Annotated in this window: 15 protein-coding genes; 3 read left to right on the top strand and 12 right to left on the bottom strand. The window is 35.5% G+C overall.

Annotated features, from left to right (window positions below):
* Positions 1–80: 80 nt before the first annotated feature.
* Positions 81–266: a hypothetical protein gene (locus tag FD31_RS12635; protein WP_057893143.1), complete on the bottom strand. Its 186-nt coding sequence runs from the start codon at positions 264–266 to the stop codon at positions 81–83.
* A gap of 2 nt (positions 267–268) precedes the next feature.
* The gene (locus FD31_RS12630; RefSeq protein WP_235805370.1) at positions 269–970 is read right to left on the bottom strand and encodes an NAD(P)H-dependent oxidoreductase; all 702 of its coding nucleotides are present in this window, start codon (positions 968–970) and stop codon (positions 269–271) included.
* Positions 971–1,084: 114 nt separating this feature from the next.
* Here FD31_RS12630 and FD31_RS12625 point away from each other — a divergent pair, with 114 nt between their 5' ends.
* Positions 1,085–1,519 carry an ACT domain-containing protein gene (locus FD31_RS12625; protein WP_057893144.1) on the top strand — a complete coding sequence of 145 codons (435 nt, stop codon included), beginning with the start codon at positions 1,085–1,087 and terminating at the stop codon, positions 1,517–1,519.
* A 385-nt stretch (positions 1,520–1,904) separates the two neighbouring features.
* On the opposite strand, the gene FD31_RS12620 is transcribed toward FD31_RS12625, so the two are convergent.
* Positions 1,905–2,738, bottom strand: a complete 834-nt coding sequence (locus tag FD31_RS12620; protein WP_057893141.1) for an alpha/beta fold hydrolase — start codon at positions 2,736–2,738, stop codon at positions 1,905–1,907.
* A 97-nt stretch (positions 2,739–2,835) separates the two neighbouring features.
* Positions 2,836–4,263, bottom strand: a complete 1,428-nt coding sequence (locus tag FD31_RS12615; RefSeq protein ID WP_057893140.1) for a C69 family dipeptidase — start codon at positions 4,261–4,263, stop codon at positions 2,836–2,838.
* 213 nt (positions 4,264–4,476) lie between these two features.
* Between FD31_RS12615 and FD31_RS12610 the strand changes: the two genes are divergently transcribed.
* Entirely contained in the window at positions 4,477–4,782 is a 306-nt protein-coding gene (locus FD31_RS12610; RefSeq protein ID WP_057893139.1) for a PTS sugar transporter subunit IIB, read from the top strand.
* Between the two features lie 50 nt (positions 4,783–4,832).
* Here FD31_RS12610 and FD31_RS12605 read toward each other — a convergent pair whose 3' ends face one another.
* The 8 genes from FD31_RS12605 to FD31_RS12570 form a co-directional block, all read right to left on the bottom strand.
* Positions 4,833–5,498 carry a LysM peptidoglycan-binding domain-containing protein gene (locus FD31_RS12605; RefSeq protein WP_057893138.1) on the bottom strand — a complete coding sequence of 222 codons (666 nt, stop codon included), beginning with the start codon at positions 5,496–5,498 and terminating at the stop codon, positions 4,833–4,835.
* A 352-nt stretch (positions 5,499–5,850) separates the two neighbouring features.
* Positions 5,851–7,386 (bottom strand): gluconokinase, encoded by a 1,536-nt coding sequence (gene gntK / locus FD31_RS12600; RefSeq protein ID WP_057893137.1) that lies wholly within the window; start codon positions 7,384–7,386, stop codon positions 5,851–5,853.
* A gap of 209 nt (positions 7,387–7,595) precedes the next feature.
* A complete protein-coding gene (locus FD31_RS12595) occupies positions 7,596–8,138 on the bottom strand; it encodes a GNAT family N-acetyltransferase (RefSeq protein WP_057893136.1) in 543 nt (180 codons plus the stop codon).
* Positions 8,139–8,566: 428 nt separating this feature from the next.
* A complete protein-coding gene (locus tag FD31_RS12590) occupies positions 8,567–9,160 on the bottom strand; it encodes a hypothetical protein (RefSeq protein ID WP_057893135.1) in 594 nt (197 codons plus the stop codon).
* 204 nt (positions 9,161–9,364) lie between these two features.
* Positions 9,365–9,604 (bottom strand): ZIP family metal transporter, encoded by a 240-nt coding sequence (locus FD31_RS12585; protein WP_057893134.1) that lies wholly within the window; start codon positions 9,602–9,604, stop codon positions 9,365–9,367.
* Between the two features lie 34 nt (positions 9,605–9,638).
* Complete coding sequence (locus tag FD31_RS14345; RefSeq protein ID WP_057893133.1) at positions 9,639–9,881, bottom strand: DUF2335 domain-containing protein; 243 nt, start codon at positions 9,879–9,881, stop codon at positions 9,639–9,641.
* A complete protein-coding gene (locus FD31_RS12575) occupies positions 9,853–10,107 on the bottom strand; it encodes a hypothetical protein (protein ID WP_057893132.1) in 255 nt (84 codons plus the stop codon). The genes FD31_RS14345 and FD31_RS12575 overlap by 29 nt, the downstream gene beginning before the upstream one ends.
* 455 nt (positions 10,108–10,562) lie before the next feature.
* The gene (locus FD31_RS12570) at positions 10,563–12,530 is read right to left on the bottom strand and encodes a PTS sugar transporter subunit IIABC (protein WP_057893131.1); all 1,968 of its coding nucleotides are present in this window, start codon (positions 12,528–12,530) and stop codon (positions 10,563–10,565) included.
* Positions 12,531–12,750: 220 nt separating this feature from the next.
* Here FD31_RS12570 and FD31_RS12565 point away from each other — a divergent pair, with 220 nt between their 5' ends.
* Positions 12,751–15,450, top strand: a complete 2,700-nt coding sequence (locus tag FD31_RS12565; RefSeq protein ID WP_057893130.1) for a glycoside hydrolase family 65 protein — start codon at positions 12,751–12,753, stop codon at positions 15,448–15,450.
* The last annotated feature ends 131 nt before the right edge of the window (positions 15,451–15,581 follow it).

Genomic DNA, 15,581 nt, shown 5'->3' with positions numbered 1-15,581 from the left:
GTTTTGAATCTTTCAACCTTTAGTAATTATGCAAAAATAGCAGATAATCCCTAATTTCTGAGATTATCTGCTTTTTTTAATTACCACTGTTCATGATTCCACAAACGACCATCAACTTCACCTTTTAATTGTTCAGACCGTTTATTTTGTTCTTGGACAACTTTTTTCATAGCTATCAAAAAAGCACGGTTTTCATAAGCAGTCTGTTTTTGAGCCATATCAGCAACTTTCTTTTCGAGCCAAAGTCCGTTCTCATTATCATCCATACTTACTCATCCTCCCCTTGCTTAATCAAACTAATTGTACTTTTTAACTGTTCCAAATCTTCGCGACGTTGAATAAAAGTATTCAAAACCATTTCACATTCAGTACAGTTAGTATCATTAAAGTTCTTAAATCGATCTGTAAATTCTTGTTCGAACCATTCTTGACGATTATTTAGCGTATCTGGATATTTTTGCGTTAAAAAGCGTTGATAATCAATCAATAATTGCATTTGTTGCTGCTCATCCATATATTGAAATTGGGCAATCGTAAAAGTTGGTAAAATGTTCATCTTCGCACGATCGGCAATTGCATAATAAGGTGCCATTATTTGATCAATCGTTATATTTTCACTGCCGCCACGTCGAAATTCTTTCAATGGCATACCAGTACTCACGACGATACCAAATTCTTTATCACTTAAATTATCATCACCATCGCCGTAAACAAAATTGCGTGTTAAAACTTCGTCTTCCCAATGCTTTAGGCCTTCCGGAGCAGCATACCAATAAAGGGGAAATTGAAAAATAATCCGATCATTTTCTTTTAAAAGAGCCTGTTCTTTTGCGACATCAATTTCTGCTAATTCCTCAACATGATGCCACGTAACATCTTGCATTTTGGCACCCTGCATTAAAAATTGTTGTGTCTGTGAATTATTAATTTCTGGATGTGAAACAATTACTAAAGTCTTCAATATTAACATCTCCGATCACTATTAGAATAGCAAAAAAAACTGAATCTTTAAACCAAACAAAACCATGCAATGATATAATTTAAAAGATAGCCAGTAACAACACAAATGAGGGGGATTATGACTGTGGAAAAATATTATATCGTTGATAGCTCAATTCTTCCTGAGTCTTTTGATCGCGTAATCAAGGCACGAAATTTACTAGAAACTAAAAAAGTTCATAACGTTAGTGAAGCGGTCAAAGAAGTTGGTATCAGTCGTGGCACTTACTATAAATATAAGGATTTAGTCTTCTTACCTGATGAAGATATGACTGACCGTAAAGCGGTTATTTCAATGATGCTTCATCACGAACAAGGTATTCTTTCTAAAGTACTAGTTGATATTTCAGAATCAAATGCCAGTATCTTAACCATTAATCAAAACATTCCAATTCATAACATCGCAACAGTCGTTATCTCACTAGATATTAGCCATTTGAATGGAACAATTGATGACCTTTTGGATAAGTTGAAATTATCTGACTTTGTTGATAATGTTCGTCTAATTTCCATTGAATAATATACTAAAAGCCCTTCAAAATCACGTTAAGTGATTCTGAAGGGCTTTTTTTCGTCGGTCTTTAACTATCACACCGCATATTTATCAATCGACTGATTTGTTTTAAAAAATTAAATATATTTAGAAACTAATATTGTTTTAACATCTTATTTTGGCCAAGCAATGTACATCGCCAATAACACGTTAACTACGCCGATAAAATAAAATAATTTGGCAGCGCCACTACTTTTAACACGACCGCCAAAGTTGAACAGGCAAAGTCCGAGAATAAAAATCGCTGCTATTAGTAAAAAATTCATGCTGTCACCCATTTTTTCTATTAATTATTCTTGCAAGTGATACTTTATAGAAAAAATGTGACGAATTAATGAATTTGCTATGTAATTTAACGTACTTTTTTGACATCCCTTACCCATAAAAAGTGCTCAATATCATGTAAAACTTTCGGGTTACGTCGTGTTAAGGCACTATGTTCGGCCCGCGGTCCAGTAAATAATCTGGCTTCATAAGATTGATGTGGTCCCTTAAAAACTTGACGTAACGATCGAGCTGACGAAACAGGAACTGCCTTATCGAAGTGATCTTCAGGACTTAATTGCCCCATGATATTCAATTCTCTTATATGGAGATTTCGAATCGTGGAGTTAGGTTCAACGTACGTATTAAAATCCTTGCTCAATTGATTTGAATAGCGCCAATCATTTCGTCGATAAATATCACGATTTAAAACCTGCATTGGAGCTGCAATATTTACTAAAGAATCAATCTGCGGCTGATTTTTCTTTTGACTATAATTTTCCAAATAATACATGATGGCGTTATTTCCCCACGAGTGCGCCACAGCATTAAAACGGGTTACTCCATATTTTTTATGCAATTTCTTTAAAATAGAGTCAATCCACATAGCGGTGTGGTGATAATCCGATTCATGGTTATTTTCAAATAAAACTTGAATTTCTGGATTTTTAGCCGTCTTGGGCCAAGTTCCGTAGGATAAGACTTTCCCACGTGGCGTTACAACGATAGTTAACGTTCTTGTCGCGTAGCCATCACGTTGAGATTGATCAATCAAGAAGTCCATTGAATGCGCTGTTCCACCAAATCCATGGAAAAATAACGTTGGTATTTGTCTTTCCGTTGCTGCAGAAACTTTTTGTTCTGTGCTAAATCCAACAATAATCGTAATACACAATAATAAAATCCATTTGAATTTCTTCATAAGTTCACCAAATAATTTGATTTATTACCAAAGTTTAAAGCATTTATCTAATCAGTCAACAAAAAAAGACTTGAATCAAATCAAGTCTTTTAACTAATTATAAATTTTGACCTTTTTCCCAAGTTGTCTTAGAAAGCATCAAACCTTTTTTAACTATTTCATTAAATAATTGATGTGTTCGTTTCGATACTTCGGCAGCTGTTTTTAAGTTACTCTCAGTTAAAAATTCAGAAACATCATCGTTAAAGCCATCAATTACCTTATCGGTAACTTCCAAACGTTGACGAGCATATGATTGGCAACCATCTAAGTACGCATGAATCATATCTGAATATTCATGATAATGTGGCTCGATCATAACTGACAAAGTCTTTTCCAACCAGTACACATTGTCTACATCAACATCATTGGTTGTGTTCTTATAATCTTCAGGTGTATCAGTAATATTTGTATAGAAAGGTACGTAAGGACTATAAGCAAAGAATCCTAATGCTAGCCATTGTACAGCTGCATGATTTTCATCAACATCATTTCTAATTTGAAGAATTGATGATGCTTGGTTACGATCCATCGCAATCGAACGGAATTGAATTTGTTCCTTCTCGGTCCCAGAAGCAAAGGTTCCAAATGGATCATACTTTGTCCCATTGTAATGTGAGGACAAGAAGTATTGAACATCTTCAATGGCAATCTTCTTAGCAGGCTTTCTTAATAAAGGCATGTCTTGAGATGTTGGTTCTTGTTCAATTTCAGGATTAAATAATTTTTGACCATACCATGTTCGAGGTGTGTTGTAATAAGCATCAGCTTCACTTTGAGTACCGAAAATCTCACGGAAATTGAAGTGACCTGGTTGTGGATTCAAGTGATGTTTTTCAACAAATTCGACTAAGTCAGTAGCAACTAAAAAGTTGTCTGTATCATTGACGTCAACTTCCTGCATTACTGTTTGATTAGGTACTATGGCATAAGTATCTTCTGGCAAACGCATAGCAGCCCAGTGGTGACCACCAGCTGTTTCCAAAAGCCAAATTTCATCTTTATCATTGAAAGCAATACTATTGCATTCTCCTGTACCATACTTTTCTAATAGCGCACCTAAACGAATGGCACCTTCTTTAGCACTCTTAACGTATGGCAAAACCAGTGTCAACATTGCTTCCTCATCAACACCATCATGAACTAGTGGATCATAGCCTAAGACACGAGCATTAGTTGCTGTCGTTTCAGTTGAACTCATACCAACGTTATATTCGTTAATACCAGCTTCTTCATATTGTCCATCGCTTTGATCAGCCTGTGGTGTAGCGGTGTAACGATAAGCGTGATCAGGTAGCGGCACTTTTACACCTGTTGTAATTGAGACATAAAAGGCATCTTTTTGATCTTTTGCTTCATGAGCAACAAATTTAATCGGATTGATTGGCGCATAGCCGTCTTCATTACGGGCGACAATAGTGGAACCATCCATACTAGCGGCTTTACCAACTAGAATTTCAGTACAATCAGAACTTGTATTTTTCATTTACGTTCACTCCCTCTTTGATTATTAGTATAGGATTAAACTTCTATATAAGCCAGTCAGTTTATTAGAAAATTTATAATTTTTATGAATTAATCAACTAGCACAATGGGTTACACGATTTGTAACTTGTAGTCTTTAGTCCTTTTTAACTTGTCGCAGTCTAACTTCGAAGGATATACTGACCATAATAATATATAGATTTAAGGAGAAGCCATGACGAAAACAATTATGTTAGCTTGTGCTGGAGGTATGTCCAGTTCCCTATTAGTTACCAAAATGATCAAAGCAGCAAAAAAGGAAGAGTTGGATGTTAACATTTTTACCACAGCCAGTTCGGCAATTCCTCATGAAGCTGCAGTCCACCATCCTTCTGTAATCTTACTTGGACCACAAATTAAATTTTTATTCGATAACATAGTTAAAGAAGTCAATGCTCCAGTTGAAGTTATCAACATGAAAGACTACGGCACAATGAATGGTGAGAATGTATTACATCAAGCTATGTCTCTAATTGAATAAACAAAAAAAAGAGACCCCTCAAGGTCTCTCTCTAAATTGACAATTTTATATTAAAGTACTTCAACAGATGCTGTTGTAACACCGTATGAAGGAATTTGGTTGTTTGGCATAGCAACGTCTAATTGGTTAGGGTTACTGTATGCAAATGTACCTGTATCGTTAACTGTTCTGATCAATACTGTACCGTCAGAAAGTGTAATCTTAAGTGTTGTACCCTTAGGGAATACTGAAAGGTTAGCGGCAACACCACTGTAACCCATATTTGAACCTAGTACAGCTGGATCATAGAAAGAAATCTTGAATGTTCCTTGTGAAGTACCAGTTTGAGTTGTTGTTTGTGTTTGTGTAGCACTTTGTGTTGTAGCTTGTGTTTGTGTTGCTTGTTGTGCAGGTGCTTGGTAACTTGTATCTTCAGCAGCTGCTTGTGTTTGTGTAGCAGTTGTATCTTGTGTTGTAGCAGGAGTTGTAACACCTGGCAATGTAACTGTTTCACCTGGGAAGATCAAGTCAAATCCGCCAACTTCACGGCCGTTTGCTTGTTCTAGTTCGGCGATTGTTACGCCAGCGTTAGCAGCGATACTCTTGTATGTATCACCTGCTTCAACTTGAACATGGTTACTGTCGAGTAGTACTGCAGCTTGAGCAGTCTTAGTTGATGTTGCGATTGCTGTTAATGCCATAGTACTTACTAAAGCGATTGATAGAACTTTTTTCATGAATTAATTACATCCTTATATTTAAAATATTTTGTCTAGCCCTCATTTGCTATGTTGCATATACTAACAGGTATTTATTACATAACAACGTCTGTAAAATTACAAAAACGCCTTTTTCTGTAATCTTAGTAATACAACTGAAACAAACATGCGTTCTATCGTTGGTAAATCAGTAATCCTAATTTTATAAAAATAACCATAATTTCGGACCTGTTTTGAAAATTTTTATTTATTTTATTAACCACTTAATTATAAAAAGATTAAAAAATAAGCTATAAATCCCGATATAATAGGATTTATAGCTTATTTCGAATGTAAATCATAATTAGAAATAGATTTTCAAAACAATAAGTTAATTACTATGTTTTTTTTGAAATTCGGCAATTTCTTTATATTCTGGTTCCAAAATTTCTGATAATCGAATCCAAATTGGTAATAATTCACGATAAACTTCAAAGTTTTTTTCATTTGGTTGATGAACATGTGTTACACCAATCATATTTTTGACCGCAGATAAATCATCAACATAACCTAATGCATACATACCCAAAACAGCCGCGCCTAAACATGAACTTTCAAAGCTTTCAGGAATTGTCACTGGTTGTTCAAAGATATCCGCTAACATTTGGCGCCATAACGATGATCGTGCAAAGCCACCAGTTGCTTGTATTTGTTTAGGTTTCCCGGTAATTTTTTCAATCGTTAACATCACCACATACAAATTATAGACAATTCCTTCTAAAGCAGCTCTAACCATATGAGCTCGCGTATGCTTGCGTGTTAAACCAAAGTAGGAACCCCGAGCATAGGCATCCCAAATTGGAGCACGTTCACCACCTAAATATGGGTGAAACAATAAACCATCGGAACCTGCAGGTATCTTTTCAGCAATCTGTGTCAAAATATCATAGGTAGAAATTTGCATTTGTTCAGCGGTAATTCTTTCTGGGGCAAACAATTGATCCTTGACCCAACGAAAAACAATCCCACCGTTATTGACCGGTCCGCCAACAACCCATTTATCTTTGGTCAAAGCGTAACAAAATAGTTTTCCATCTGGATCAACAATCGGTTTGTCGACAACGACTCGAACTGCACCACTTGTTCCAATTGTTACAGCAACTACTCCAGGATCAATCGCATTAACACCTAAATTAGATAACACTCCATCACTAGCCCCAAAAACAAATGGCGTTGCTTCGGAGATTCCTAATAAATCACCATACCGTTGGTTAATACCAGTTATCGAATCGGTTGGTTCAACTAAATCTGGCAATTGTTTTTTCGTGATTTGTAATAAGTCTAAAGCCTGTGGTTCCCAATCTAATTGGAAAATATTGAACATCCCAGTAGCTGAGGCTATCGAATATTCCATCTTATAAACACCAAATAGTTTGAAGAAGACATATGTCTTTAAATCAATGAATTTTTTAGTTTGCTTAAATAAATCAGGTCGTTCATGACGCAACCACAATATCTTTGATAAAGGAGCCATTGGATGAATAGGTGTACCCGTTTTAGCGTATATTTCAGCACCTACGCCATTAGCCTTTAACTCGTCACTATATTTAACAGCGCGATTATCTGCCCAAGTTATAGCCCGTGTCAAAGGCTGATCATTTTGATTCATCAAAATCAAACTATGCATGGCTGAAGAAAAAGAAACACCTTTAATTTCATCCGGTTGAGCCTTGGCTTTGCGAATTACTTGCCCCATAACTTCCACGACAGCATCTAAGATATCATCAGGATCTTCTTCAGCCATATCAGGCACATCTTGATACAATTGATAACCAGCATTAGCGTATGCGATGACCTGTCCCTTCATATCATAGAGCACACTTTTAGTACTAGTCGTCCCAATGTCGACACCAAGCATATAATCCATAACCAAAAACTCCTTATTATATAGTAGAAACACGTTTTAATTGTAAGCAGAGAATCCCAAATTGTCTACTTAACTTTCTTTGGAGAATCGTAAATTATTGCGACTATTTTAGAAAAAGTTGCTTTATTAAAACTCAAAAAAGTATCCGTGAGAATCAACAATAAAGGACTAGATAAATTTTCAATTAATTTACCTAGCCCTTTTACATTTCATTCTTTTTTCAAATCTTTCCATTCATTACGGAGCAACCCATATTTCACAGAATCATAATATTCATCATTATAATAACGAACTTGACGTACGCAAGCCTCTTGTTTCATGCCAATCTTCTCAGCAACGTGCATCATCCGAGGATTTCCTGACCAAGTTGTTAAACCAATGTGTGGCAAATCATAAATTTCAAATAAATAATCAATGAACAGCTTCAGAGCTTGTGTACCAATATGCTTGTCCCATAAATCGTCTCGATAGACAATAATTCCCATATCAAGCCAGCGTTCCAAGCTGCCATCTTCAAATCCTGCTCCAACAGATCCGACAATTTTGCCGTCATAAATAATTAATAAGTGATTTTTATTGTGAATCCATTTTCGATAGGCAATTACGCTAACAAACTCTTCTCTACTAGGTAATTCGTTGTTAAAGTAAGGCCCATTGTACTTTGCCCATTCAGCATTTGGATTACTATATGCAATTTCCCAGAACTCTTCCACTTCTTCAGGTCGAGCCGGTCTGATTTCAACTTCTGCCATTTTTTACCTCCCGAACAAAAAAGGACTTGCCACAATTATATGACAAATCCCATATAAAAATATAAATTTCTAAATATCTTAAATAATTTGTAGTTAGTATTCCAATGGAGACCATTAATGTCAATGGCTTTTGGAAGTCTTTAAAATAGCCTACTTAATCAAAGACAAAAATTCCTCAATGTGGAGGTTAAAGCATGTAATCATGGTCTAATCTATGTAATATTGGACATTTTTACATAGATTACTTCTATACGCGCCTTTAATTTTTCACTAAAGGTTGATTTTTTAAATTAAACGAAGCTGTTACATAAGTTTCTAGAAAAAAAGGATTGTAACAAAGTCCTAAAAAACAGACCAAATCGAATTAGTCTGTTTTTTTGTGTAAAAGGAAAGCTAAGTCTCTCAATCATTTGCCCTAATAAAATTTTTTAAAGTCTAGCTGTCACATTTACATCATCATAGCTAAGCCATTGGTTACTGCCGATTCGATAAGCGATAAAGTCTAATGGTATCCCTGTTCCATATGCATAAAGTCGATCCGTTGACCATGAGCTATTAGCAGGTAAAGTTTTGCCTGTTCGACGTCCATAAGAATCATAAACTGGTGCATTAACACCATTTTTTACTGTAATAGTCTTTACGTCCGATTCCGGATAATTATCTGTTTGGACGGTTAGTTTTCTGAGCGAAAATTCAACTGTAAAACTATCATTATCGTATTCTGCCCATTCGTTAGTAGCAACCCGATAGAAATTACCAGAAGAATTATCAGCTTTTACGCCATCAAAAACCGCCTTGTCTGTTGCCCATGAACTAGTTGGAGCTAAGGCTCTGTCAGTGATTTTTCTAAAAATATTATCATTGCCACGAGCATATAATGACACTACATTATTTCTTGTATCAAGAACCGTCTTATTATCGTATTCCTTCATATCACTTGCTTCAACAACTTGTGTTTTAGCAAAAAATAGGATGATAAAACTTAACGAAAACAAAATTATACTTACTTTTTTTAGTTTCATTTTTTAACCCCCTATGGTTAATGGAACTATATTTTCGTAGTAAATGACATCTCATCAATACTAACAAGATTTTATCTTCTGACACTTAATAGTGTCAACGGTTTCATTCAGTTATATACGATATTTCTATTGGTTTGCTTAGGAGATGACATAGTAAAAAACCATCTTATTTTAATATCAAATAAGATGATCTCATGTAAGTTTTCAATTTTCTTTTTCGCCACTATTACTATCATCCTTCTCGGATGAATCAGAATTACTTTTTGATGCAAAAACAGATACCAAAGTTACTAAAGTACCACCCGAGAATATTGTACCTACAACGGTATGTCCTAAATATAATAAATAAAATCCAAAAACAAGTCCAATAAGTCCAATAAGAAAACCCATCCAATCACGCCTGCGTTTTCTTAATGTATCTTGTTTTAAATATTCACTTTCCATACTTCTTCTGTGAACTGACTCCTGAACTCCATTATCAATTATTTTTTTTTGCGGCCCCCGGATCTATATCATTATACTTTTTTAAGATATCTGGATGAGGTATAGGTCCGCTATACATTTCTAACTTAGAGATTACTTCATCTCTTTGTTTTGGAGCAAGCTTCTCTATGTGACCCACAGTAGCATCTACTTCATTATTATCCGTTTCATCAAGTGATTCAGAATTCTTTAATTCCTTACCATCTTCATTAGGCTCCATTGAATTTTGATTTTTCATATTTTCTGAGGGACTTAAAGAGATCCTTTCCAATAGTATCAAAATCAGATTTTATAGCATTTTTTTCTTTTAATTTATTATCGGAGTATGAATGGCTGATGACAATACGGCTCTTAACGCTACTATTATTAGGTTTATTGATTTTTAATATATCAAAAATTATACTGGATATTTGTTTATTTATATCAGTAAGAATTCCATTTAATTCCTTAAATAATCTGGTCATATTTGTCGCCTCCTTTTATGAATTATACCTTATCCAACAGGCTAAGCAATAAAAGTTGAACTAATTTCAATTTTAAATCTCTCTTGTAAATATCTCTTATTATTCATTTTTATTTTCAAAGAGATTTAATCTTCTTTGTAGTTCTCATCGTGCTTAATATAATAAGCCTATCGATAATTTAGGTTATATTCTCATTTGATAAATCGGACTATTTATGATGAAAAAATATAGAAAAATATACTAAATAGCTTGTTTAATTGGAATAGTTGTAATCTAAAACGGTATATATTAGTTCGTGTAAATTTTTGTGCAAAGCACTTTTAATAACCCTTTGTATTCTTATACAAAACAAAAAAAGACTAGCAATCTATATCGGATTACTAGTCTTTTCGCCTTAGTACTCGAATGTTAGTCCGTTTTGTCGTACTCTCAGGTTGTTTTGTACTAAGATTTTTTTAGTTAGCTGCAGGTTCACGACTACCTAATCTTACCTTTTCAACAGCGTGGCTGCTTTCGAGGTCTTCTTCTTTAAATCCGAACAAGTATGTACATGTAAACGCAACGATAATTGTTGCGGCTGAAGCAATTAGGTATCCTGTGAAACTACCATCAATACCTTTAGGATTGATGAATGAAGCAAATCCGATTAATGAACCGGCAAAGCCCCACATATCAACATGCAATAGGCCTGTAATCAAACCACCAACAGCACTACCAATGTTAGCAGTCCAGAAAATACGACCATACTTCAAATTAATACCATACATTGCGGGTTCTGTAACACCAGCGAAGGCTGATAATGTAGCAGCACCAGCGATTTGTTTCATATCAATGTTCTTCTTTGTTTTAACAAAGACGGCCATTGCAGCGGCACCTTGAGCAACCATGGTTGCTGAAACGATAGCGTTCAAAGCACTGTGTCCGGTTGTAGCGATTTGACTGGCAACGACTGGAATAACAGCCCAGTGCAAACCGAAAATAACCAAACATTGATACAAACCACCAATAATCAAGCCAGAAATAGCTGGACTAATCTTCAATAGAGCAACGATACCAGCGGCTAAGTATGAACTTAGCAATGTAATAATTGGTCCAACGACAACGATAATAATGGCACTGACAATAAATACTTCTAGTAATGGACTAAGAATCATACGTAGAGACATAACAATGTGTTTCTTGAGCCATGGTTCAATTTTAGCAGCAATCCAAGCTGCAGCAATCATTGGGAAAATTGAATATGTGTAATTAGCGATGTGAATAGGAATACCGAAGAAATTAGAATTGATATTCATTGCAGTAGAACTTGTCTTTGTAGCAACTTGAACAAGTGTTGGGTATGCCAGTACACCACCGATAACACCCATAATAATTTGGTTTGCTCCCAATCTCTTAGCAGCTGTGAAACCAACTAGAATTGGTAAGAAGTAGAAGACTGAATCGCCCATAGCATTAATAATCATATAAGTTGAACTTGTTGCTGAAAGCCATTTAGCTGATACGATCAAAGCTAAAAGACCTTTCAAAATACCTGAAGCAGCTAACAATCCAATGATAGGCATCATGCTGGCTGTGATAACACCAATTAGAGCACTAAAATAAAATTTTGTCTTTGGCCAGACACCCTTTGGAGCAGCTACTTTTTCTTGCTTAGGAGCATCGGAATCTCCCCCGAAACTAGGTCCTAAGGCTTTTACAACAGCATCATAGACATCTTCAACTGCTGGTCCGATAACAACTTGATATTGTCCGCCGGCCTTAGCAACGTCCAAGACACCTTTCATATTCTTGATAACATCATCGTTGGCCTTGTTATCATCTTTCAAATAGAAACGAACACGTGTGATACAGTGGATGACATTTTCAACATTTTCAACGCCACCGACATTTTTAACGATATCTTTACCAAGTTGATCGTAATCAACTTTCCCCTTTGGTTTCGCTGTTGCTTCTCCTGGAGCCATTGGTTCAACTGTTGCAACGGCAGCACCTGCTTGAACATCGCCTTTATTCACTTGAATATCTTTAACCATCTTAGCGGTATTAGTGATAGCAACAATAACATCTGTCACCTTGCCTGCTTTCTTAATGGCATCGATATCCATCGTGGCAATTGTATCGCCAGCTTTAACAGTATCTCCTTCTTTAACAAATAATTCAAAAGGAGCTCCGTTTAACTCAACTGTATCAACACCCATGTGGACCAACACTTCAAATCCATCATCTGTGCTAAATCCAACAGCATGTTTTGTTGATGCGACTAACATTACCTTACCTGAGACTGGGGCCACGATTGTTTGGTCATTTGGGATAACCCCAAAACCTTCACCCATGGCCTTTTCAGAAAACATGGGATCATGAACTTCAGTCATTTCAATTGCCTGCCCAGAAACTGGGGCTAGCATTTTAACTGTACCCTTCATAAAAAGCACCTCCTTAAATTCATCAGTAACCGGTTACATCTTTATCAATTACTATAATACATCTCATCATGTATAAACATCAAGTTATAATATAAATTCTTATTAAAAACGCGTTAAATTTACTTAAGCAGGGTGTATAATCGAGATGATACAGATATGTTTAAACACATATTGTGATTTTGTTCTATCTTATTCTAGGTATTTAATGGAGGATTTTATTATGAAACCAATGTACTTAAAAATCACTAATCATAAATTATTTTATGGTAACAGCGAAAGTAGAATTGATGAAAATTCTTTCAACTTCGATTCTGATTTAGATATCAAACAAAATTTACAAAGATTCCATGATACGCTCGTTGATTCTATCGACGTCCTTATCGTCACTAACCCTAGCAAGTTCTTACTAAAACGTAACGCTATCACCTTCAATGGTAATGCAATTGATTTTGGAACTGAATTAGAAAACATTTTCCATATTCCTGTAATTAACAACGAAGACGTAGCTAATTCCGACCTACTCTCTGCTTATGAAGAAGAAATCAACTATTCTACATGGCATTTGGATTACTATGGTATCGATCATGGCAAACGCCAATATGGTCAGGAATCAATGCAAACGATTGGCAATGGTTTTTACGGACTCCGTGGAACTTATTTAGAAGCCAAAGCTAATGACGACAACTATCCTGCTACTTATGTTGCGGGTGTTTTCAATCAATTAGGAACTCCCATTAATGGAAGAAACGTTATTAATGAAGATTTAGTCAACTTACCCAACGCTCAATTTATCACCTTTAGTATTGATGGCGACGCACCTTTCCAAATCAATGATCAAAATATTGTTGAAGCCAACCGTTCCCTTGATCTAAAAACAGGTCTGCTAACAATTACTATGTTAGTCCACTTGGATGATGGTAAAGAATTAAAAATTACTGAAAAGAAGTTAGCAGATTTAACAAATTATCACGATTATTATTTACAATATGTGATTGAACCTTTGAATTTCAATGGCAAAGTTACTATCTTTACTCAAACCGATGGTACAGTTGTAAATTCTAACGTCGAAAGATATCGTAATTTAGCTAACAAACATTTGATGATTGATAAAATTGAAAACTTTGACACCGCCTCAATATTCCTAGCACATACTACCCAATCAAATATTCAACTAGCAATTAAAACCGACCTAAATTACTCAACTATCAACAACACGCAGTATGCCGTTAATAATCAAGCTGAAATTGCTGAACAACAAGTTTCCTTCCATGTTAGTGCTGGTGAAACGTATCATTTCGAGAAATATGTTGGCATCTTCACTTCTTTGGAAACAAAAGAAAACGTCGCAGTTGCCGCTCAAGAACATGAATTTTTACCAGACTTTGCCGTAGCTGAAACACAATCTGTCCAAAATTGGCGTAATATTTGGCATCAAGAAGATATTATCGTCAACGGTGATATTACCGCCCAAAAATTGCTACGTTTAAATAATTACAGTATGACTTGTGCAGCACAAACTAATGCTAACAAAAACCTTGACGCTTCTGTTGGGTCACGTGGATTAACTGGTGAAGGTTATCGTGGTCATATTTTCTGGGACGAACTTTTTGATATGGATTTCTATGCTCTGCACTCACCTGAATTGGTTAAAAATCTATTGATGTATCGTTATAACCGTCTCGGTGCTGCGCTTGACTATGCTTCAGACGACAACCATAACGGCGCAATGTTCCCTTGGCAAAGTGGAATGTATGGGGATGAACAGTCACAATTAGTTCACTTAAATCCGATTACTAATCAATGGGACCCCGACAATTCACGTAAGCAACGTCATGTTTCATTAGCAATTGCTTATAACGTCTTAAATTACTTCAATCTCAGTCAAGATGAGACTTTTATGCAACAATATGGTCTCGAAATGTTGCTAGATATCACCAAGTTTTGGATCGACGTGGCCACTCTTAACAAACAAACTGGCAAATATTCAATTGCTGATGTTATGGGACCAGATGAATTCCATGAAGGTTATCCAGATTCAGCAGAAAGCGGTCTTAAAAATAATGCATATACTAATATCATGGTCAGTTGGTTATTCAAGAAAGTCAACAATTTAATCAACAGCGAAAATAGCGGCATTCTCGAAGACAATTTCCAAAGAACTAATTTCACTGATGTTGACCTCCAAAAACTCAATGATATTAGACATAATTTAAAACTTGATTTCCAAGGTGGAATCTTAGGTCAATTTGAAGGCTACTTTAACTTGAAAGAATTAGATTTCAATAAATATCGTCAACAATATGACAATATTTCTAGAATGGATCGGATTCTCAAAGCTCATAACGACTCCCCTGATAACTACCAAGTTGCTAAACAAGCCGACACATTAATGGCTCTATATAATTTGAGCGACAACGACTTTTTTGATATCATGACTGACCTTGGTTATCCAATTGCCAATCGTGAAAAATTCATTGATGACAACGTTAAATATTACATTGCTCGAACAACTCATGGTTCAACCTTATCCCGGATTGTTTACTCAATGTTATTGCTTAAAGTTAACGATACAAAGACTGCCTGGAAATTATTCTATGAGGCTCTTACAAGTGATTACTACGATATCCAAGGTGGAACAACTGCTGAAGGTATCCATCTAGGTGTTATGGGTGCAACAATCAACGTCGTAACAACATTCTTTGCCGGCATTGACTACCGTGGCAATATTTTGAAAATCAATCCACATATGCCAAAGGAATGGAAAGAAATTTCTTTCAACATAAACTTCAAAGGCATCAATTATGCCTTCCAAGTAACATCAGACGGCGTAACAATTACAACCGACCACGACACTGAAGTTATTTTCATGGGTAAGAAACTACCTTTAACAGCAAGTCAGGAAATCCAGCTTACTTGCTAACATACTGTTTGTAAAAACAATTTAACTCAAAAAAAGATTCAAATAGTTTTTGGAGAAAATAAACTCTGAGAATATTTGGATCTTTTTTGAATACAATTGATAAATTGGATACGTGTGGTGCTAGTTAAATA

The sequence above is a fragment of the Companilactobacillus nantensis DSM 16982 genome, assembly GCF_001435815.1.
GTDB lineage: Bacteria > Bacillota > Bacilli > Lactobacillales > Lactobacillaceae > Companilactobacillus > Companilactobacillus nantensis.
This window is presented reverse-complemented; position numbering and strand designations above follow the sequence as displayed.

Bases quoted from the DNA above. Each gene is read 5' to 3' on its own strand.
- FD31_RS12620 (WP_057893141.1), bottom strand. From the start codon at position 2,738: ATGAAGAAATTCAAATGGATTTTATTATTGTGTATTACGATTATTGTT.
- FD31_RS12575 (WP_057893132.1), bottom strand. From the start codon at position 10,107: ATGACCAGATTATTTAAGGAATTAAATGGAATTCTTACTGATATAAAT.
- FD31_RS12570 (WP_057893131.1), bottom strand. From the start codon at position 12,530: ATGAAGGGTACAGTTAAAATGCTAGCCCCAGTTTCTGGGCAGGCAATT.
- FD31_RS12565 (WP_057893130.1), top strand. From the start codon at position 12,751: ATGAAACCAATGTACTTAAAAATCACTAATCATAAATTATTTTATGGT.
- FD31_RS12610 (WP_057893139.1), top strand. From the start codon at position 4,477: ATGACGAAAACAATTATGTTAGCTTGTGCTGGAGGTATGTCCAGTTCC.
- FD31_RS12590 (WP_057893135.1), bottom strand. From the start codon at position 9,160: ATGAAACTAAAAAAAGTAAGTATAATTTTGTTTTCGTTAAGTTTTATC.
- FD31_RS14345 (WP_057893133.1), bottom strand. From the start codon at position 9,881: ATGAAAAATCAAAATTCAATGGAGCCTAATGAAGATGGTAAGGAATTA.
- gntK (WP_057893137.1), bottom strand. From the start codon at position 7,386: ATGGATTATATGCTTGGTGTCGACATTGGGACGACTAGTACTAAAAGT.
- FD31_RS12605 (WP_057893138.1), bottom strand. From the start codon at position 5,498: ATGAAAAAAGTTCTATCAATCGCTTTAGTAAGTACTATGGCATTAACA.
- FD31_RS12615 (WP_057893140.1), bottom strand. From the start codon at position 4,263: ATGAAAAATACAAGTTCTGATTGTACTGAAATTCTAGTTGGTAAAGCC.
- FD31_RS12595 (WP_057893136.1), bottom strand. From the start codon at position 8,138: ATGGCAGAAGTTGAAATCAGACCGGCTCGACCTGAAGAAGTGGAAGAG.
- FD31_RS12585 (WP_057893134.1), bottom strand. From the start codon at position 9,604: ATGGAAAGTGAATATTTAAAACAAGATACATTAAGAAAACGCAGGCGT.
- FD31_RS12630 (WP_235805370.1), bottom strand. From the start codon at position 970: ATGTTAATATTGAAGACTTTAGTAATTGTTTCACATCCAGAAATTAAT.
- FD31_RS12635 (WP_057893143.1), bottom strand. From the start codon at position 266: ATGGATGATAATGAGAACGGACTTTGGCTCGAAAAGAAAGTTGCTGAT.